The following is an 18,830-nucleotide window of genomic DNA, read 5'->3' on the forward strand; positions in this document are numbered from 1 at the left end:
GAAGAATTATGAAACGTACCATTATTATGATGTTGGACTCCTTTGGAGTCGGTGCTTCTGCTGATGCAGCAAGCTTTGGTGATGTCGGTTCCGATACCTTTGGTCATATTGCTAAAGCATGCGCCGAAGGCAAAGCCGATATTGGCCGTGAAGGCCCGCTGAAATTACCTAACTTAGCGCGCTTAGGTTTAGGCCATGCAGCGATGGAAAGTACTGGCGCCTTTGCCTCCGGTTTTGGCGATAATGTTGAGCTGATTGGTGCTTATGGTCATGCACAAGAGTTAAGTTCGGGTAAAGATACGCCGAGCGGTCACTGGGAGATGGCGGGCGTGCCCGTACTATTCGAGTGGGGTTATTTCAGCGAGCATCAAAATTCTTTTCCTAAAGAACTGACGGATAAGATCTTAGCCCGTGCAGGTCTGGATGGATTCTTAGGTAATTGCCATGCCTCAGGTACAACCATTTTAGAAGAGTTAGGCGAAGAGCACATGCGCTCTGGCAAGCCTATTTTCTACACCTCTGCTGATTCAGTATTCCAAATCGCTTGTCATGAAGAAACCTTCGGTTTAGACAATCTCTATCGTCTTTGCGAAATAACCCGTGAAGAGTTAGAGCCTTACAACATAGGTCGCGTCATTGCCCGTCCATTTGATGGTACTGGTCCAAGTGATTTTGCCCGTACCGGCAATCGTAAGGATTATTCACTCGCACCACCTGCAAAAACTGTACTCGATAAGCTGAAAGAGGCTGGCGGTGAAGTAGTGAGTGTGGGCAAGATTGCCGACATTTATGCTTACTGTGGTATCACTAAAAAAGTGAAGGCGAACGGCTTAGAAGCACTTTTCGATGCGACCTTAGCCGAAGTGAAATCTGCGGGTGATAACACTATCGTGTTTACTAACTTCGTTGATTTCGACTCTCACTACGGTCATCGCCGTGATGTTGCTGGCTACGCGAAAGGGCTGGAATATTTCGATGCCCGTTTGCCTGAAATGCTCGCATTATTAGGCGAAGACGATCTGCTGATTTTAACGGCGGATCACGGTTGCGATCCAACATGGCAAGGCACGGATCATACCCGTGAATATGTGCCAGTATTAGCCTTTGGCGCTGGATTGAAAGCGGGATCGCTGGGTCGTCGTAATAGCTTTGCCGATATTGGCCAATCTATTGCGAGCCACTTTAAGCTTGAACCTATGGCCTATGGCGAATCGTTCCTTTAGGCAAATTAGCATTTATTTCGATTTGGCGGCTGACATTTGCCGTCAGTAAACAAAGACTTAAGTCTTAATAAAATAAACAGGGGTTATTTCGATGGCAACACCACACATTAATGCTGTAGAGGGCGCATTCGCTGAGACAATGCTGTTTCCAGGCGATCCATTACGTGCAAAATATATTGCTGAAACATTCTTAGAAAATGTTGAGCAAGTGACTGATGTTCGAAACATGCTAGGTTTTACTGGTACTTACAAAGGTAAGCGTATTTCAGTAATGGGTTCTGGCATGGGTATTCCTTCATGCTCTATCTATGCAACTGAATTAATTCGTGATTACGGCGTTAAGAACCTGATCCGTGTGGGTACTTGTGGTGCGATCAGCACTGACGTTAAAGTACGTGACGTGATCATCGGTATGGGTGCATGTACTGACTCAGCGGTTAACCGTTTACGTTTTAAAGGCCAAGATTTTGCCGCTATCGCTAACTATGAGCTGATGAATGCGGTTATCGAATCTGCGAAAGTTCGTGGCACTAAAGTTCGCGTAGGTAACATTTTCTCTGCGGACCTGTTCTACACTCCTGATCCACAAATGTTTGACGTGATGGAGAAGATGGGCGTATTAGGCGTAGAAATGGAAGCGGCTGGTTTGTACGGCGTTGCCCATGAGTTTGGTGCGCGTGCCCTGTGCGTTGTGACTGTATCTGATCATATCCGCACCGGTGAAAAGACTTCTGCAGAAGAACGTCAAACCACATTCAATGACATGATCATCATGACATTAGAAGCGGCGATTACACTGTAACTGTTACGTTGTAAGAGTGTGCTACTGAAAAAGGGTTCGCAATGCGAACCCTTTTTTATGCCAATTTTTAGCGGCTGTTCTATTCGACTTTGTTATTAATGGTTTGGTTATTCGAAATTGCTTGTTCATGGCTTTTCTAGAGCTTAGCTATCAATAGATTAGTGATTTGCCTTATCTATCGAAATAGAGATTAACCTGTTGAATCTGTGTCGAGATCACTTGGTTCACTGGGTGTTTTTGGCGTCGAGGTTTCGGCTGCTGCTGTTGCTGTTGATTTAGTCGCGTGTTTTACCCGACGGACACTTTTCACTTTAGGTTTAACCTTAACAGGTGCCGCTTGTTCCGCATCGTTTGCCGCGTTTTCAACTGCTGTATTATCCTGTAATTCCAATGATTTTTCTGACGTTTTTTCGGCCTTAGTTTGCACGCTGGTCTGAGTGAGCTTATCGGTATTTGCCTCTGTCACTGCTTTTGGTGCCTTAGTGGGCTTAGTCACTTTCTCTTGTGGGTTATCAGTGGTTGCCACCGGTTGCTCTTCGGTTAGCACTTGCGCCAAACCATTATTAACACTTTCTGATGGCTCTTCAGCTATGGATCGTTTCTTAGGTTTTTTCGGCGCTTGACGCAACTTAACCCGAAAGCGACGGCGGTCGAAGTCGGCACGTTTGAAAGACAAAGAGCGCGAAAGCAACATACCAATCAAGCCTGCAACCAACAGCATGATTTGTTGTTGCTCCATGTTTAAATTATGGGCTTCTTTGATTTCGTTGAAAAATAACTTGGTATCAAGCCTAACTTCGACATAACCTAGATTTTTCCCTTCTTGGATCACGGGCTCTACATAGGGAGGATATTTGCTTAGCAGCAAATTCATATCTTCAGAGTCAGGATCAACTACATCCTTAGTGATGCTTTGAGCGAAGGATAGCCGCATGCCTTGGTCACTGAAGATGGCGGCGGACATCACCTTAGGATCTTCCACTAAAGCGCTGGCGAGCCATTGCAACTGCTCGTCATTTTGCAGTTGTAGCGCGGGTGCGGCACCATAAGCGGTTTGCTGTACCAGTAATCTGGCCATCTTTTGAGTTTGGGACTTTAGAAGCAGCTGACCTTGTAGTAGGCTTGTTTGCCACAATTGCACTAAGCCGAATATTAAGGCGAATGCGGCGGCAATTTGGATCAGTCTACTGATTTTATGGCTTTTCTTTAGCCCTTTAAGATATAACACTTTGACCCTTAAAATGTAGAGCGCTTGCCTAATCATAATTGATTCTGAGTGAGCCCGATAGTTGGAGAATTTAAGTCCGATGGAAAGCTTGAACCAAGATGCGCTTTTTTTGTGGTTAGTCTCTGACCATTCCCCAAGGTTTGAACGCCAAGGGCAAGTGTTTGAACGTTATCAAGAGTCAGCAAACCCCGCAGGTGTTTCACGTGTGCGAATTATTTATCAAGATGCCGTGGTAGAGGCGACAATATCGGCATGGATAGCGCAATTACCTCAGTCTAACGTTATCGGTATCGCCCATATCGAACGACAAGTTGGTTTACATTGTATCGAGTTGGCACTGGTAAATTTGCCTTCTCAGGCGCAGTTAGCGGCATTCCCTCAGTCTTTAGCTGAATTGCATGTCATTCATGCTGATTTGCCTCGCTTGAATCATCCCGGCTTATTAGTGATGGACATGGATTCCACGGCGATTCAGATTGAATGTATTGATGAATTAGCGGCCATGGCAGGCGTGGGTGAGCGCGTGGCGGCGATTACTGAACGTGCTATGCAAGGTGAGCTAGATTTTGAGCAGAGTCTGCGTCAGCGTGTGGCACAGCTTAAGGGCGCCGATGCCAGTATTATCAGGACCTTGTGCGACAACTTGCCTTTGATGCCTGGGCTTGAGCTTATGCTTTTAGAGCTTAAATCCCATGGCTGGCGTTTAGTGGTTGCATCTGGCGGCTTTACGCCTTTTGTTGGCCATTTAAGGCAGCTTCTAAACTTAGATGCGGCCTTTGCTAATGAGTTAGTGATCACTGACGGTAAACTTGCGGGTGAAGTAACAGGTAAAGTTGTGGATGCGCAGTTTAAAGCGGATGTGGTTGAGCGTTGCAGTGAGCAGTGGCAAATTCCAAAAGGCCAAAGAGTCGCTATCGGCGATGGCGCGAATGATATTCCTATGGTGATGGCTGCGGATTTTGGTATCGCTTTCCATGCCAAACCTAAGCTGGCAGCGGCGGCGGATGCCAATATTCGTCACCTCGACCTGCGAGTTCTACCTTACCTGCTACAAATCTAGGTTATTCATTTATTTAAATATAAGTCGAGATGAAAGCCTAAGTAAGGACTGAGTTAGAGCAATGACTCTTGTCTTTTATTGATGAGCTGGTAGTTTAGGGATATTGATAAACTACCAGTGACTTATTTTGACTCAGCTCGCCCAAGGCTCAATTTCGACTATTTCACAGTCTTCAATCTACCTGCCGTACCGCGATGGTCAACTGCATCTACGCCAGTTATTACCGGCTGCGCCTGATTTTTCTAAAACGCCTATCCTCATGCTCCATGGTGCTATGTCTAACGGTCGGGTGTTTTATAGCCAGAGTGGCCGTGGTCTTGGTTGTTATTTAGCGAAGGTGGGATTTGTGGTGTATGTGCTGGATACTGCAGGAAGAGGGCTCAGCTTGCCTAAAATCGATCGTGATTTTACCTTAGGGCAGGGGGAAGTGATCCGCGAGCAGTTACCTTTAGTGCAGCAGGCGATTCTCGATTTACATCAAAAAATCTGCCAAGAGCAGACGACTCGTAAAGCCGTGGCGCCTTCGCAGGTGCATTGGTGTGCCCATTCATGGGGCGGCGTGTTGATGGCGAGTAGTTTGGCCCGATATCCTGATTTGCAGCAAAGCGTTCGTTCACTGCTTACTTTCGGTAGCAAACGGACAATTCGGGTTAAGTCCTTCAAAAAGTGGTTAATGGTTGATGTTTTTTGGAATCGTTTAGCGCCAGGTTTAGCGATGGGCCAAGGTTACCTCGCCGCCGATAAGCTGCGTATTGGTATGGACAATGAGAGCCGCGCCTCATTAGTTCAAAGTATCGATTGGGTACGGGGCGATTGGATCGATCACGATGATGGGTTTGATTATGCTAAAGCTGCAAAGTGCGCTCATTGGCCACCGGCTTGGTTTATCTCAGGGCAAAACGATACTGTGTTGGGGCATCCAGAAGATGTGGCGGACATGGTCGTAGAGTGTGGCTTTAAACGGGTTAAATCGACGCTTCTCGCTAAGGAGAATGGCTTTAAGCATGACTATGGCCATGCAGATATGCTGACGCATTTAGATGCCACCAGTGATCATTTTCCTAAGATAAGGGATTGGTATTTAAGTTTTGATCTGGCGGTATTGAACAATTAAGACTGCTTTTTATGAAGTACTGGGTATCTTAATTCGACTTCTTGGGTAATATCTAACAGTTCGCCGACACCAATCACACGCCATAACTGTTCTTCTAACTGTTTAGCTTTATGGTTTGCATGAATATTAATGTATTCCAATTCACGGCGTAGGTAGTTCATGTCAGGCTTCTCTGTCGCGCCGCGATAAATCCGTAGGGCGAGGAATCTGCCTAATGCTTTGCTCTGATTGATAAAGGTTATCTGTGCTTCGACATCACCGATTTCAGTTGCAAGAGTGCACTTTAAAAAGATTTTTCCGCGAGATTGGCGAATTAACTGAATAAACACTTCAATAAAATCCATGTCCTGTTGGGGTTTCATTTGACGGATAGGTTCGAGAATATCTCGCTTAAAAAAACCGTCTTTTAGCAGCGGCGCTAAATTATATTGCAGGGTATCTGAGGTGCCCGCGGCAAAAATATCGCTGATCTCATCTTGTTGTGTGCCAACGCCTAAACAAGCGACTTGGGCAGATTTTGTCGTTTTTTCAACAAAATAGGGCACAGAATGTAAATCATGCATCAAAATATTTTTTAAACCATCGGCAAGTTCTTTGATTTCACTATTGTTTTCGGTGAGTTGCTCTAATTTTTCTTTGTTATGGGCAATAAGTTTATTTAAAAATTCGACCCCAACATGGGGCGTATGGCCCATAACGGCGGTTAAATGCAAGGTTACACCATTCTTGCGGGTACGCACTAAGCGGTAGGGGAGGTTATCTAGCTGTGTTTTGCCTGCAATGGTTTGGAGCTTTGGGAAGCTTAACAGTAGTGGTTTATTTGATGAAAAATCGGCAGGGTTATCCAAGGTTAATTGCATGCCTCGGCTAGAAATATCTAAAGTAATGCCCGTGGCTTTGTGCTTGTCTTGAGTCACATTGACTAAGGTTTTAAAGGCGAAACGCGCTTCTTGGCGTCGCTCGCTAAACTGCATGGAAACTAACTTAATTTGATTGGTGGTCAGTCGTTGTTGACCAAAGGTTTTTAGGGCGTTGGCATTACTGTCGTCTTGCCAAGCTTTGTAATGGCCTCTGGTATCTTCGTTACTGATTTCGATGAGCTGAAGCAAATGACTAAATTGTGATAATTGTTGTTCGACCAATGGGCTAAATTTTGCTTCATCTCCGGGGAGGGTCGCACGTCGATAACCCTTATCATGATAAATTTTATCTTGGGTGACTTTGAAGATCCGCCAGCTGGGCTTGGTCGATGCAAAGCCTAAAAATAAAGGCATCATGCCCTTAGCTTTAAGCTCTGCTAAGGTGGCAGAGTAAAAATATAAGCAACCTTGGGCATTATAGGTAAAGCTAAAAAATAGCCCATGGTCGGGATTTTCAGGGTGATTAAGTAGCTCAGATAAACGGCTTGGTGTCAGCATAGCTGGTAACTGACTCACATCATTTTCATCTTGAAAATAATGCACTATCTGCTGGTTATCTCGGCTGAGTAGCATGTGGCTCAAACCTTGAGTTTGAGTATTGAAATATAAAGGTAAGTGCGGCAAATGGGGTAAATAATGACGCTCAAATCCAAGCCCTGTTGCTGTGACTATCACATCATTCACATCTACTTTGTAACGCAGTTTGTAGCCGCGGATTAAATTGCCAAGCATTTCACTTAAGGCTTCGCTGCCCCCAATACGCTTGAGTCTTAACCAAATATATTCGCCATTGGTTTGGCTATCGACAACCTCATAGTCAACACCGAGCTGGAGATCGGGATAGTAAAACTCTTCACTGAGTTCCAGTAACTTTATTTTTAGAGGATGGTCGAGATCGAAGGGATGGTTAGCTACAAGGCGAATACGGGCACCACCTACGGATAAATCTGCAGTTATCCCTTGTACTTCACCACGGCCGGTTTGCGATGCTGCGATGCGAATACTGTAATTCATCCGCTCTTCTGTGCGGTTGAAATAACTGCCTAATACCACGCCGGGCACCATAAAAGGCTCTGATTCTGGGGCCTCTACCTGCGTGACACCTTGGCGCAACTTTAACCGACGTTGTTGGTGAGCATTGAGCACATACTCGTATACTCCCAAGGTATATTGGTTGCGAAACAGTGACATGGCCTCATGCATACTGTTTTTGGCGGGTTCATCTAAAAAATGTCGCTGTTGACCTAACATCACTTCAACACAAGGAAGCTCAGATTTATCCCTGAGATCGATAATTCGCGTGCATGGTGAAGCCAAACGACTGAGTTCCATTTTCACTAGAAAACGGGTCGAATTGGTTTCATCTATCGTCAGCTGCTGGAAAATCTCTTGGAAGTTAGGTTCCATGAGCAATGGCTTGAGCTGTTCGATGAGTGCACTATGGTTATCTAGACTCATGTAGGGTTCTTTTTAATGCTTATTTTGTATTGGGCTGTTAGTCTTATGTCGGCAGTATTCGCAGTTACTTAAATTGATTTTATACAGATTTTAATGAGTTATGGCAAAGAATAAAACGGCGTACGTATGTAATGAGTGTGGACAAGACTTTCCCCGTTGGCAAGGGCAGTGTAGCGCTTGTCAGGAATGGAATACGATCACTGAGGTGAGGCTCGGTGCAGCTTCGCCTGGGCGCAGCACTAAGTTTGTCGGTTATGCCGGAGCAAGCAGCAATGAAGTGAAGACATTAGATCAAATCGATCTCAATGCCTTACCGCGGATCTTGAGTCATTTTGGCGAATTAGATCGAGTGCTCGGTGGTGGGATTGTACCAGGTTCTGCCATTTTGATAGGCGGACATCCAGGCGCAGGTAAGAGTACGCTTTTATTGCAAACTCTGTGTCATCTGGCCGAGCAAATGCCTGCACTGTATGTCACGGGTGAAGAATCGTTGCAGCAGGTAGCGATGCGCGCCCATCGCCTTGGTTTACCAACCAATAAATTGCGGATGTTGTCTGAAACCAGCGTCGAGCAAATTTGCGAAGTTGCCCTTAAAGAATTGCCTAAAGTCATCGTTGTTGACTCGATTCAAGTGATGCACATGAGTGATGTGGCATCGAGCCCTGGCAGTGTGTCGCAGGTGCGTGAATCCGCTTCTTACTTAACCCGTTTTGCGAAAGAAAATGGCATTGCCGTGATCATGGTCGGCCATGTGACCAAAGATGGCAGTTTGGCTGGGCCCAAGGTATTGGAACATTGTATCGACTGCTCTGTGATGTTCGAAGGGGATAGCGATAGTCGTTACCGCACCTTGCGCTCCCATAAAAATCGTTTTGGCGCGATCAATGAATTAGGCGTATTTGCCATGACAGAGCGCGGCTTAAAGGAAGTCGCCAATCCTTCGGCAATCTTCCTCTCTCGTGGTGAAGAAGAATCATCTGGCTCGCTTGTTATGGTGGTTTGGGAAGGAACGCGACCCTTGTTGGTGGAGCTGCAAGTGCTGGTGGATAACTCGGCCATGTCTAACCCGCGCCGCGTGGCTGTGGGTATGGATGCAAACCGTTTGGCCATGTTGCTTGCCGTAATGCACCGCCATGGTGGTTTGCAGATGTCGGATCAGGACGTGTTTGTTAACGTGGTGGGTGGCGTGAAAGTGACTGAAACCAGTGCCGACTTAACCTTGCTGCTTGCTATGGTATCGAGTTTTCGCGGTGACATTTTACCTAGCGATTTAGTTGCCTTTGGTGAGGTCGGGCTGTCCGGCGAAATTCGTCCTGTGCCCAATGGGCAAGAGCGATTAATCGAAGCCGCTAAGCATGGTTTTAAGCGAGCAATAGTGCCCAAGGCCAATGTGCCGAAAAAGCCTCCAGCTGGGATGGAAGTGGTGGGTGTTTCTAAGTTATCCGAAGCGCTAGAAGCGATTTAGCATCAAATGCTCGCGAGTGAGATTAACACCAGCAAGCAAAACAGCGCCATTAGGCGCTGTTTGTATTTGTGAGCGAGTGTCTTAATCTGTGATATTGTGTTTTTCGATAAACAACATGAGTTCACGATTTAGCAAAGAAGCATCACCTAGGTTCAGTTCCACCATACGTTTTAGGTGGCTGATACTATCAACATCGATAAAGTTACACTTCAAACCTAATTGGGCATTTTTTTGATGGACCAACTCAGTTTCCATACGGATCTCAATGTCAGATTCTGGTAAGGCAAAACTGAGGGTAATAGCATCACCCGAATTAATAAAATTTTGCGGTTCTTCAACCAAGGCGCCATTTAGACTCAAATCGAGAATGGTCGTCTCCCACTGTGCACCACCTTGTTGTAGATGTGCGCTCGTGGCAAATAGAATCCGCGAAAACTTACGCCTTTCGTCCATACCCAATCCTTTTTCTTTCATAGTCAGCTAAGTGTAGTCCCATCAGTGCCTCTAAGCATAAGTCATATTGATGTGACTGTAAAAGCAGAGTAATTTTTTGTTCAATAAAGCTACCAAGATCGCATATTTACGCAGGCGGTGTGAATGAAGAGGTGTTCGTTACATAAAGCGTAAGTGTGGCTCCTTGTACAACAACCCCTGAAACGTTAATACGCCAAGTATCAATACACAGTATCAAGGCTTGGTTGACTTGCCATATTCTAATATTGGGAGATGAAGGAGGGGGGAAGTTAGCGTACGTTTACGCGGCACTGGCAGACTCTTATCGTGATTAATGTGATATTAAGTAGCAGTTATTACATAGGTTTAGGCAGTTTTTTGAACAACTGATTTCGGCTTTTGCCGCTAATTTTTTATCGAAGTGCAGGTGATGTCTTAGCTATCTTTGGGAGATTCCAGTATCATCCGCGGCCAACAACGGCTGCGTCTACATGATTAATGGCTTTTTAATCATCGCGAAGCATCACTGCTTGCAGATCATGGATTTTTCCCACAGTAGGAAAATGATGTGGATCTCTCACCCAAGTCCGATGGATTTGGGGCTCTAATCTGCCGCAGCCAGCGTCGCCAATTGCGTTTTAGGGTAATTGGTATCGACCCCATTTTAAGAGATCACAAGGTATAACAACATTATGTCTGAGCAATTGAGTTCAACAGCCGTACCCTCTGGTTCGTTTCTGGACCGTTATTTTTCTATTCAACAACGTGGCAGCACAGTTCGCCAAGAAGTGATTGCGGGATTAACAACTTTCCTCGCTATGGTCTACTCAGTGATTGTGGTGCCTAACATGTTAGGCCAAGCGGGATTTGATCCTGGTGCCGTGTTTATCGCCACCTGTTTAATTGCATCATTTGGTTCTTTGCTCATGGGTTTATGGGCAAATTTACCTATGGCGATTGGCTGCGCGATTTCGCTCACCGCCTTTACGGCCTTTAGCTTAGTGCTAGGTCAGGGCATGTCGATTCCGGTTACCTTAGGCGCGATTTTCCTAATGGGCGTGACCTTCACGCTTGTGAGTGTGACGGGTATTCGTCAGTGGGTGCTGGCTAATTTACCTAAGGGTATTGCCCACGGTACTGGCATAGGTATCGGCTTGTTTTTACTATTGATTGCGACTAACAGCGTGCAATTGATTGTGGCCAATAGCGCAGGCTTGCCGGTGAAGTTGGGCGACATTAACAGCTTACCTGTTATCGCGACTATTCTAGGTTTAGCGGCAACTATTGGTTTAGAGCGCCGTGGTGTACCTGGCGGTATTCTGTTGGTGATTATCGCGTTATCGGTATTTGGTTTAGTGTTCGATCCGAGCGTGAAATACCAAGGTTTGTTTGCCTTGCCTGATTTAACCTCAGAGCATTCACTGATTGGTCAGCTCGATATCATGGGCGCCTTTAATCCTGTGGTATTGCCTATCGTATTAGCGTTAGTGATGACGGCAATTTTCGATGCGACCGGCACTATCCGTGCTGTGGCTGGCCAAGCGAATTTGCTCGATAAAGACGACAATATTGTCGGCGGCGGCAGAGCCTTAACCTCAGACTCCGTTAGCAGCATGGTGGCGGGTTTAGTGGGCGGCGCACCAGCGGCTGTGTATATCGAGTCGGCGGCGGGTACTGCAGCGGGCGGTAAGACAGGTTTAACGGCTACCATAGTTGGCGTACTGTTTTTATTGATGATGTTTTTAGCACCATTAAGCTATTTAGTGCCTGCCTATGCGACAGCGCCTGCTTTGATGTATGTGGGTTTGTTGATGCTGAGTAATGTGGCGAAACTCGACTTTGACGATAAAGTTGATGCCATGTCGGGCTTAACCTGCGCTGTGTTTATCATCTTAAGCTGTAATATCGTTACCGGTATTATGCTGGGTTTTGTGACACTGGTGGTAGGCCGTATTTGCAGTGGCGAATGGCGTAAACTGAAGTTAGGCGTGCTTGCCATCACCTTAGGTTTAGTGGTGTTTTATATGGGTGGTTGGGCGATTTAAGTTAGGCAAACTGAGTGATTTTAACTGAGTTATTGAGAACAGAAGCGAGTGCAGTCTTAGGATTAGCACTCGCTTTGATTTTGTGCTCTGTACTCACAATAGGCACGTAATAAGTCTTTCCAAGTAACAATTCCAACCAATTTACCGTCCTCTAACACGGGTAAACAGCCTATATTGTTATCTAATAACATGCGGGTGGCCGTGTCTAAATTGATGTGGGGTGCGACGGTAACCGGATTACGCGTCATCACTTGATGCACACGTTTTTGTAGGGTTTCTAAGTCTCTTGCGGTTTCGGCGCTACTGCCCAAGTTCGGGCTAATCGCGCGCAATAGATCCCGCTCCGATAACACGCCTTCAAGTTGGTACTCATCGACGACCAACAAGTGATGAAAGCTCGCTTGGTCGAAGATTTCCTTCGCCACAGTTAATCGATCGTCCATTTCAACCGTGACGACTCGGGTACTCATAATATCGGCGATAATGATCGGCATGATGATCCCCTGATAAGCTTGCGCATCCTAGGATGCGCTCTGTTAATGCGCTGCATTACAGTTACTTATAACAGAGTGGTGCAAGTTTAGCCAACACCCATTACAAAGTTTTAACTCAAAGATCTTGGACCTCTGGCTCATCATCCGCTGTGATTGGCATCCGCTCCGATTCGGGCAAGTGTGCGCCTATGTAGCGTTGATACTTTTTGCCTTTCAGTTTGTGGGTGTCCACCAGCACTAAGCCATCGATACAATCGCCAAAGTCGGCGTCGATACCAAAGGCGAGAAACTTAACCCCATCCGCTTTACACAGCTCACCATATTGCTTGTAGAGGGTAGGCACTGCAGCGCCCATACTCGCGAGCACTTGTTTGAGTTGTTTGAAATTACTCTGATAATCCTCGGAGAAATACAAATCATCTAACTTGGCTTTTTGGGATTTGGATAAACCAAAGGGCGACATGGAAACCGCCATCTGCTGCGCAGGCGCAAATTCCCGCGCATAAAAGTGCACTAGCATTTCCCTAGCACTTCCAGGCAGTTGATTACTGATGGACACAGGGCCAAATAGATAACGATATTCAGGATGCTTGGCGAGATAAGCCCCAATGCCAAACCACAGATAATCTAAACTGCGTTTACCCCAATATTTAGGCTGCACAAAGCTGCGACCGAGTTCTAACCCTTGCTTCACAAAGGGCATAAAGCTGTCGGCGTATTGGAATAGGGATTGGCTGTAGAGTGCGTTGTCGCCATATTTTGCTAAGACTTGCTCACCACTGGCAAAACGATAGGCGCCGATAATTTCAAACTGCTCTTTATCCCACAACACTAAGTGTTGGTAGTAGGAATCGTATTTATCGATATCGCGGCGCTTGCCAGAACCTTCGCCTACGGCGCGAAAGGCGATTTCCCTCAGGCGGCCAATTTCCCGCATGATGGGATTACTGTCGTGGTGTTGGTAGAGATAAATCAACTTGTTATCTTGCGTTTCCCCTAGAAGTTCACATTGTTGCAGTGCCGCTTGCAGTTCACGGCGCGATTCGGGGTGGGCGATAGCGCTCTGGGTGATAAACAGTGGATCTTTATCTTTGCCGATACGATACAAGTGATTTTTAAGCAGTTTTATCTTTGTCTTGAGTGGAAAGTCCATTGAGCGTACGGCTTCATTGGGAATGAGCTCGCCAATGCGGATCGGCATATTACGTTTAGCCTGCTTGAACATTTCCTTCACTAGCAGCAGTGTCGCAAGTGGCTTGTAAATCATAGATGCGCCGTAGAAAGTGGCAGAGTTTTTGGCATCTAAAAATATTGGCAGTAGGGGCGCATTGCAGGAAATCGCCATCTTTAAAAAGCCTGAGTGCCATTGGGTATCACGCACGCCGTTAGGGCGCAGACGCGAGACTTCGCCCGACGGAAAAATCAGCACTGCGCCTTCGTTACGCAGGTGCTGGTGGATTTTTTCTAAATGTTGTTTCGGTGTGCCACCAGTCATATTGCGCACCGGCAGTAGGATTGAGTGCAGCGGTTCCAGCGCCATCAAGAGTTCATTCGCGACGACTTTAATATCAGGGCGAACTTCACTGATGAGTTTGATGAGCGCTAATGCATCGAGTGAACCTATAGGATGGTTCGCGAATATGACCACTCGGCCTTCACAGGGAATATTTTCTATTTCGTTGGCGGGCACGGTAAAACTAAAGTCAAAACTCGCCAGCATTTGTTCGACAAAGTCTACGCCCTGTAAATAGGTATATTGACTGGCGATATCGTTGCACTGTTTTTCATTGAGCAGGTAACGCAGCATGGCCTTGGCAGGTTTAGCGAGCCAAGGTTTGTCATTGATCGCTGGTAGATTTTGTTCAACCACATTATCAACGGTAAAAATCATGTTATTCGCCTTAAACGGCACAGTATGCTTGTTATGGCTAAGGTTGCTGTTTAGCGTTTTTTCATTGTATTCCATAGCGTTATGTAATTGATTCATAGTGTTAGGCAACATCCCTTGGGCGAGTTTCGCCGGTATTTGTGTTTGGCATTTGCTGCGCTGCCGTTTTTTGTTGCTTGTCTTTGTGCGTCTCAGACGGCTGTTGTACCAGCGCTATACTGTTGAGAATATCGAGCTTGAGCGTTTGCTCGTTCCAGCGGCAAAGTTGTAATTCGCCGCTTAAGGTTTCTGTGATTAAACTGCAGTTTTCGACCCAGTCACCGTCGTTGGCGTAGATGATCTGCCTCTGCTCAGGCGTACTTTGGGGCGTGCAGTATTGTGCTGCTCTGGGGTGAGTTGAGAGTTCTGGCTGATGGATATGGCCGCAGATCACGCCGTCAACATCGAAATGCTGGGCATAGTTGAGCACCGCTTGGCGATAATGTCCGATAGCGGCTTGAGCCTTACCCACTTTGGATTTGATGTAACTTGCCAGTGACCAATAGGGATAACCTAAACGTTCCCGCAGACTGTGGAGATTGCGATTAAGGAACAGTAATAAGTCATATAAATGGTCGCCCAATATGGCGTAGAAACGGCCTACACACACATCGGCATCAAACTGATCCCCGTGGAGCATCAACAATTTATGGCCGCCAATTCCGTGGTGAATATGTTGGCGGGCAATTTTGATATTCCACAGGCTTAGTTCGGCATAGGGTTTGATCAGTTCGTCGTGGTTGCCCGGCAGATAAATCACTTGGGTGCCGTTTTGTGCCAGTTCAATGAATTTTTGTAGCACCTTATTGTGGCTATCGGGCCAATGCAGCTTACGTTTCAGCGCCCATAAATCGACTATGTCACCGACCAGATACAAGTGCTGACAATGCACGGTTTCAAGCAAACTGAGCAGGTAGTCGGCCTTGCAATCTTTACAGCCTAAATGGATATCTGACAACCAGAGGGAGTTAACTGTGATGCTTGCTGTATGGGCTGAAGTTAATGCGGATGGGGTAATAGCGGCACAATTGAATTGATTTGAGGATGTTGGTGCTAATGTTGGCGTTTGTGTTGAGCGATTAAAGATGGGAGGAGAAAGGCTGGGGTCATTTATCTCTTCCCGCGTAGACCTCTCAAGTTTCCTGAAATTAAATCCTGTCATCTCGTATTCACCCCATTAGGCTGTTAACGAATATGAGCTTAGTGGGGGGCTTTGACCGAATGATGAAGTTTAGATGACATGCAGATGACAAAAGGTGGATTAGCCTGGACTGAACCTGCAAGATTCACATCAGGATGCAATTAGATCCGATAGGTTGGTTTAACTTACTTCTGCCCCAAAGTGTGTTTCGTAGTTTGAATGCTTTAATCAAAATCAAAGTCGTGGGGCTTCACCCCACACCCGACCAAGGAGGACTGCTCGTCCTATCCTCCTTGGATGCTCCAAGACGCCCCCAACGGAGTTGAAAGCCCCTTGTGCTCATTGCCAAATTTGCTATCGCTTCCGAAGGATGCGTCCCTGCACCTGCGAAAGCTAGTCGGTCATCCATGACCGAACTCACGCAATTTGTCTATTCGCCCTGCGGCAACTCCGAGGGTAGGTGTATTCCTTGGAGTTTTGAGTCGTTAGATAGCGATTGATCAGCAAAAAATAAGCGCGAAAAATGAGAAAGCTAAAATGATATCAAGTGATTATTCATCAAACTGTATAAAAAACCGCTACCGCAAAAAAGCAAGTTCCTATAGCATCATTTATACCAATTGACATGGATGTGGCAGCTGCCAAGTCCAACAAGCGATTTATGCCCTGCAAACAGCGCAGCGCATAAATACTAAGACGTTAGCCTTAGTCAAAGTATGGAGAATAGATGAAGTATTATTATGCTTATCATGGGCCGAAAAATGAAAGTGATTTTGATTGGAGGTTTGGCTACGGGCTGACGAGTAAAGTTAAGAGAGATAAAGTTCCTGTACGTTCACAAGTCATTGTTATTCAAAAACCAGATAAAGATTTGGAGTTCCGTTTGTGTGGTGTGTTCAAGGTCACTAAGCACTATGATGATATGACAAATGGTTTTCCATATCGTTTTGCGTTGGAAAATGTATCAAAATTGACTGAGTATGTTGTTTTAAATGATGTTGAACTAAGTGATGAACTTCCTGCTATAACTGGTGGCAACAAAGGTTGGAGTAATTTTCAGAAACACTTCTGTGCTCAAGGTATAACTTTTCAAAAATACCTAGAACCTGAGGTCGCTGAGCTATTGCTAGCTCAAATAGGTTTTCACGGTATATCTTATGAAAGTGTTATAGATAATTTCAGAAAGAAAGTTATAAGCTCCTCAAGAACGCCCCCAGAAGAGCGACGTAAACGTCTAAAATCAGCAATACTCAAACCGAATAAAAAATCTGTAATTACAATAATTTATGAGCGAAATCCTGATGTTGTTGCTGAAGTTCTTTATAGAGCAAAAGGCAATTGTGAAAAGTGTTTTAGGTTAGCCCCATTTAATCGTAAGTCAGATGGCAGCCCGTTTTTGGAAGTTCATCATAAAGTACCCTTATCTCAAGATGGTGATGACACAGTGGAGAACGCAATTGCTCTATGCCCAAATTGCCATAGAGAAGCGCACTACGGCTAACAAGCCGCACCATTACGGCGCCGCAAGCGTCGGCGGGACGCTCGTAAACTCGCGCCCATGTGCGGAGCGTTAACCATAGAAATTTTAATTCTAAACTCACTCATTCGAGCTAAAAGTCTAACTCGGAAATGTCCCAAAGTGAGTTGTGTGGTGTCGAGTGGAGATTGTACGCTTAAGCCACACTAAATAATCAAAACTACTTGTTCGTGTATGAGCGCGTGTATGAGTTAGTACAAAAAGGGGAGTCAGTTAATCTGACTCCCCTTTTTTGGAACGCTTGTTGGACTTACATTAAAACCTACGTTAGGCCCAAACTAGCGTAATGTTAGAATAATAAATGTGCTACGCCTGCGATAACAGGCAGTGTCACTAAGGTGCGTAGAATAAATACTACGAAAAGCTCAACGAAGTTGACGGGAATTTTACTGCCGATAAGCAGCGCACCGACTTCACTCATATAGATCAACTGAGTTACAGATAAGGCTGCAATTACAAAGCGGGTCATATCTGATTCAATTGAGCTGGCAAGGATTGACGGAATAAACATATCCGCAAAACCGACCACGATTGTTTTAGAGGCTTCAGTGGCTTCTGGAATATGCAGTAATTCGAGTAATGGAATAAACGGCATACCCAGATAGTTAAAGATGGGCGTGTGCTCGGCAATAATCAGTGCCAGCGTACCAATGGCCATTACCACAGGGATAATGCCAAATACCATATCGACAACGTTTTTAATGCCTTCATTTAAGACCGCTTTTATGCCACCGGCACTGGCGGCTTTTTCTAAGGCTTTATCAAAGCCCCAAGATAAGGCGCCGTGTCCAGCAGGGATCAGCTCATCATCTGGCATGCGTGGTGTGTCATCTATGTAGTTGTCTTTCTTCCACGATAATGGTGGCAACTTAGGCACAATCACAGCGGCGGCAAAACCCGCGAGGCACACAGTCAAATAAAAGGGCACAAACATATGCTCTAACTTAACTTGTGAAATCACCACTAAGCTGAAGGTAATCGATACCGCCGAGAAGGTTGTACCAATAACTGCGGCTTCTCTCTGGGTATAAAAACGGGCTTCGTATTGTTTGCTGGTCAGCAAAATGCCGACACTGCCATCACCTAACCATGAGGCCATACAATCGATAGCACTACGACCCGGTAGATTGAACACGGGACGCATGACTTTCGTTAAGAGTGTGCCAAAGAGCTCGAGTAGGCCGAAGTTCAGCAGCAGCGGCAGTAACATACCCGCAAAGATAAATACTGAGAACAACACAGGTAATAAGTCGTTTAAGACTAATGCGCCAGTGCTCGAGGAGTTGATGATCTCTGGACCTAAACCTAAGTAAGTCAGTACGATAAACACTGCACCTAAGATCCGAGTCGTCAACCACATAGGGCTGACATTCAATAAACCATTAAGGAAGTGATTTTGCGTAACGAATGTGGGCTTAAACACTTTTGACAGCAAAGAGGCCAGCGCCGTAGTCACAACAATAATAGTCACTATGAGGGTTAGCACACCGCTCAATGCGCCTTGCAGTGCTTTAGATATGATAGCTATAGGAATCGTGATCGCATCGTTGTAGCTGATAGGAGTCATAAATAACAACAGACCAATCAGCGAAGGGACGATAAAGGTGAGTATCGTCTTAATGTTTCGGTTTTTATTTTCAGTAGCCAATGTTGTACACCTTAAAGTACGAGTCGTACATGGTAAATTTGAATAAATAGCCGCACGTAACAAGCTGTCGACGCTAATTAAGGTGCATTTAAATTCAACTCAAAAACGAGAATGGGGAAGATTACTCGCTTAGCTTCTCTATGTAAAACGATTCGCTAGTTAGTTTGATATAAGCAGCAAAACAGCATAGTTATTTTACTTCAGTTGTCGATAAATTAAGAGTGGTTATATTGGATTGTATTACTGTAAAAGAATTATTAAACATGGACTTACCATAGCCTACCTTAGGTGGGTTAACGACTGGTTAATTACTTG

The 18,830-nt window shown here is 45.6% G+C and carries 14 protein-coding genes; 7 read left to right on the plus strand and 7 right to left on the minus strand.

Annotated elements, in window-relative coordinates:
* The first annotated feature begins 8 nt into the window (after nucleotides 1-8).
* On the plus strand, nucleotides 9-1,223 hold the full coding sequence (locus tag RA178_RS05670) for a phosphopentomutase (protein WP_028761437.1): 1,215 nt from the start codon (nucleotides 9-11) through the stop codon (nucleotides 1,221-1,223).
* Nucleotides 1,224-1,314: 91 nt separating this feature from the next.
* Entirely contained in the window at nucleotides 1,315-2,025 is a 711-nt protein-coding gene (deoD, locus tag RA178_RS05675) for a purine-nucleoside phosphorylase (RefSeq protein WP_006086929.1), read from the plus strand.
* A gap of 190 nt (nucleotides 2,026-2,215) precedes the next feature.
* Here deoD and RA178_RS05680 read toward each other — a convergent pair whose 3' ends face one another.
* Nucleotides 2,216-3,253 (minus strand): YtjB family periplasmic protein, encoded by a 1,038-nt coding sequence (locus RA178_RS05680; protein ID WP_306684881.1) that lies wholly within the window; start codon nucleotides 3,251-3,253, stop codon nucleotides 2,216-2,218.
* 79 nt (nucleotides 3,254-3,332) lie between these two features.
* On the opposite strand from RA178_RS05680, the gene serB reads away from it, so the two are divergent.
* Both serB and RA178_RS05690 read left to right on the plus strand, forming a co-directional pair.
* Nucleotides 3,333-4,313 (plus strand): phosphoserine phosphatase SerB, encoded by a 981-nt coding sequence (gene serB / locus RA178_RS05685; RefSeq protein ID WP_287480234.1) that lies wholly within the window; start codon nucleotides 3,333-3,335, stop codon nucleotides 4,311-4,313.
* A gap of 127 nt (nucleotides 4,314-4,440) precedes the next feature.
* Nucleotides 4,441-5,427: an alpha/beta fold hydrolase gene (locus RA178_RS05690; protein ID WP_306684882.1), complete on the plus strand. Its 987-nt coding sequence runs from the start codon at nucleotides 4,441-4,443 to the stop codon at nucleotides 5,425-5,427.
* Here the strand turns inward: RA178_RS05690 and RA178_RS05695 are convergent.
* Nucleotides 5,424-7,805 (minus strand): PilZ domain-containing protein, encoded by a 2,382-nt coding sequence (locus RA178_RS05695; protein WP_306684883.1) that lies wholly within the window; start codon nucleotides 7,803-7,805, stop codon nucleotides 5,424-5,426. The two genes, RA178_RS05690 and RA178_RS05695, sit on opposite strands and share 4 nt — an antisense overlap.
* 100 nt (nucleotides 7,806-7,905) lie before the next feature.
* Between RA178_RS05695 and radA the strand changes: the two genes are divergently transcribed.
* Nucleotides 7,906-9,270 carry a DNA repair protein RadA gene (gene radA / locus RA178_RS05700; protein WP_006082696.1) on the plus strand — a complete coding sequence of 455 codons (1,365 nt, stop codon included), beginning with the start codon at nucleotides 7,906-7,908 and terminating at the stop codon, nucleotides 9,268-9,270.
* Nucleotides 9,271-9,351: 81 nt separating this feature from the next.
* Here radA and RA178_RS05705 read toward each other — a convergent pair whose 3' ends face one another.
* Nucleotides 9,352-9,723: a PilZ domain-containing protein gene (locus RA178_RS05705; protein ID WP_173243387.1), complete on the minus strand. Its 372-nt coding sequence runs from the start codon at nucleotides 9,721-9,723 to the stop codon at nucleotides 9,352-9,354.
* 692 nt (nucleotides 9,724-10,415) lie between these two features.
* On the opposite strand from RA178_RS05705, the gene RA178_RS05710 reads away from it, so the two are divergent.
* Nucleotides 10,416-11,768, plus strand: coding sequence for an NCS2 family permease (locus RA178_RS05710; RefSeq protein ID WP_306684885.1), 1,353 nt, complete (start codon nucleotides 10,416-10,418; stop codon nucleotides 11,766-11,768).
* 62 nt (nucleotides 11,769-11,830) lie between these two features.
* Here the strand turns inward: RA178_RS05710 and RA178_RS05715 are convergent, their stop codons facing one another.
* The 3 genes from RA178_RS05715 to RA178_RS05725 form a co-directional block, all read right to left on the minus strand.
* Nucleotides 11,831-12,262, minus strand: coding sequence for a CBS domain-containing protein (locus RA178_RS05715; RefSeq protein WP_113939315.1), 432 nt, complete (start codon nucleotides 12,260-12,262; stop codon nucleotides 11,831-11,833).
* A gap of 115 nt (nucleotides 12,263-12,377) precedes the next feature.
* On the minus strand, nucleotides 12,378-14,153 hold the full coding sequence (olsF, locus tag RA178_RS05720; RefSeq protein WP_486669402.1) for a bifunctional ornithine lipid synthase OlsF: 1,776 nt from the start codon (nucleotides 14,151-14,153) through the stop codon (nucleotides 12,378-12,380).
* Nucleotides 14,154-14,253: 100 nt separating this feature from the next.
* Nucleotides 14,254-15,351, minus strand: coding sequence for a UDP-2,3-diacylglucosamine diphosphatase (locus RA178_RS05725; RefSeq protein ID WP_306684887.1), 1,098 nt, complete (start codon nucleotides 15,349-15,351; stop codon nucleotides 14,254-14,256).
* A 706-nt stretch (nucleotides 15,352-16,057) separates the two neighbouring features.
* Here RA178_RS05725 and RA178_RS05730 point away from each other — a divergent pair.
* Nucleotides 16,058-16,831, plus strand: coding sequence for an HNH endonuclease (locus RA178_RS05730; protein WP_306684888.1), 774 nt, complete (start codon nucleotides 16,058-16,060; stop codon nucleotides 16,829-16,831).
* A gap of 325 nt (nucleotides 16,832-17,156) precedes the next feature.
* Here RA178_RS05730 and RA178_RS05735 read toward each other — a convergent pair whose 3' ends face one another.
* Nucleotides 17,157-18,515 carry a YjiH family protein gene (locus RA178_RS05735; protein ID WP_173243401.1) on the minus strand — a complete coding sequence of 453 codons (1,359 nt, stop codon included), beginning with the start codon at nucleotides 18,513-18,515 and terminating at the stop codon, nucleotides 17,157-17,159.
* Nucleotides 18,516-18,830: the final 315 nt, after the last annotated feature.

Origin of the sequence: Shewanella oncorhynchi, from assembly GCF_030848765.1 — a bacterium.
Classification (GTDB): Bacteria; Pseudomonadota; Gammaproteobacteria; order Enterobacterales; family Shewanellaceae; genus Shewanella; species Shewanella oncorhynchi.

Coding starts and splice junctions, on each gene's coding strand:
- RA178_RS05670 (WP_028761437.1), top strand. CDS start 9: ATGAAACGTACCATTATTATGATGTTGGACTCCTTTGGAGTCGGTGCT.
- deoD (WP_006086929.1), top strand. CDS start 1,315: ATGGCAACACCACACATTAATGCTGTAGAGGGCGCATTCGCTGAGACA.
- serB (WP_287480234.1), top strand. CDS start 3,333: ATGGAAAGCTTGAACCAAGATGCGCTTTTTTTGTGGTTAGTCTCTGAC.
- RA178_RS05695 (WP_306684883.1), bottom strand. CDS start 7,805: ATGAGTCTAGATAACCATAGTGCACTCATCGAACAGCTCAAGCCATTG.
- radA (WP_006082696.1), top strand. CDS start 7,906: ATGGCAAAGAATAAAACGGCGTACGTATGTAATGAGTGTGGACAAGAC.
- RA178_RS05705 (WP_173243387.1), bottom strand. CDS start 9,723: ATGGACGAAAGGCGTAAGTTTTCGCGGATTCTATTTGCCACGAGCGCA.
- RA178_RS05710 (WP_306684885.1), top strand. CDS start 10,416: ATGTCTGAGCAATTGAGTTCAACAGCCGTACCCTCTGGTTCGTTTCTG.
- RA178_RS05715 (WP_113939315.1), bottom strand. CDS start 12,262: ATGCCGATCATTATCGCCGATATTATGAGTACCCGAGTCGTCACGGTT.
- olsF (WP_486669402.1), bottom strand. CDS start 14,153: ATGATTTTTACCGTTGATAATGTGGTTGAACAAAATCTACCAGCGATC.
- RA178_RS05725 (WP_306684887.1), bottom strand. CDS start 15,351: ATGACAGGATTTAATTTCAGGAAACTTGAGAGGTCTACGCGGGAAGAG.
- RA178_RS05730 (WP_306684888.1), top strand. CDS start 16,058: ATGAAGTATTATTATGCTTATCATGGGCCGAAAAATGAAAGTGATTTT.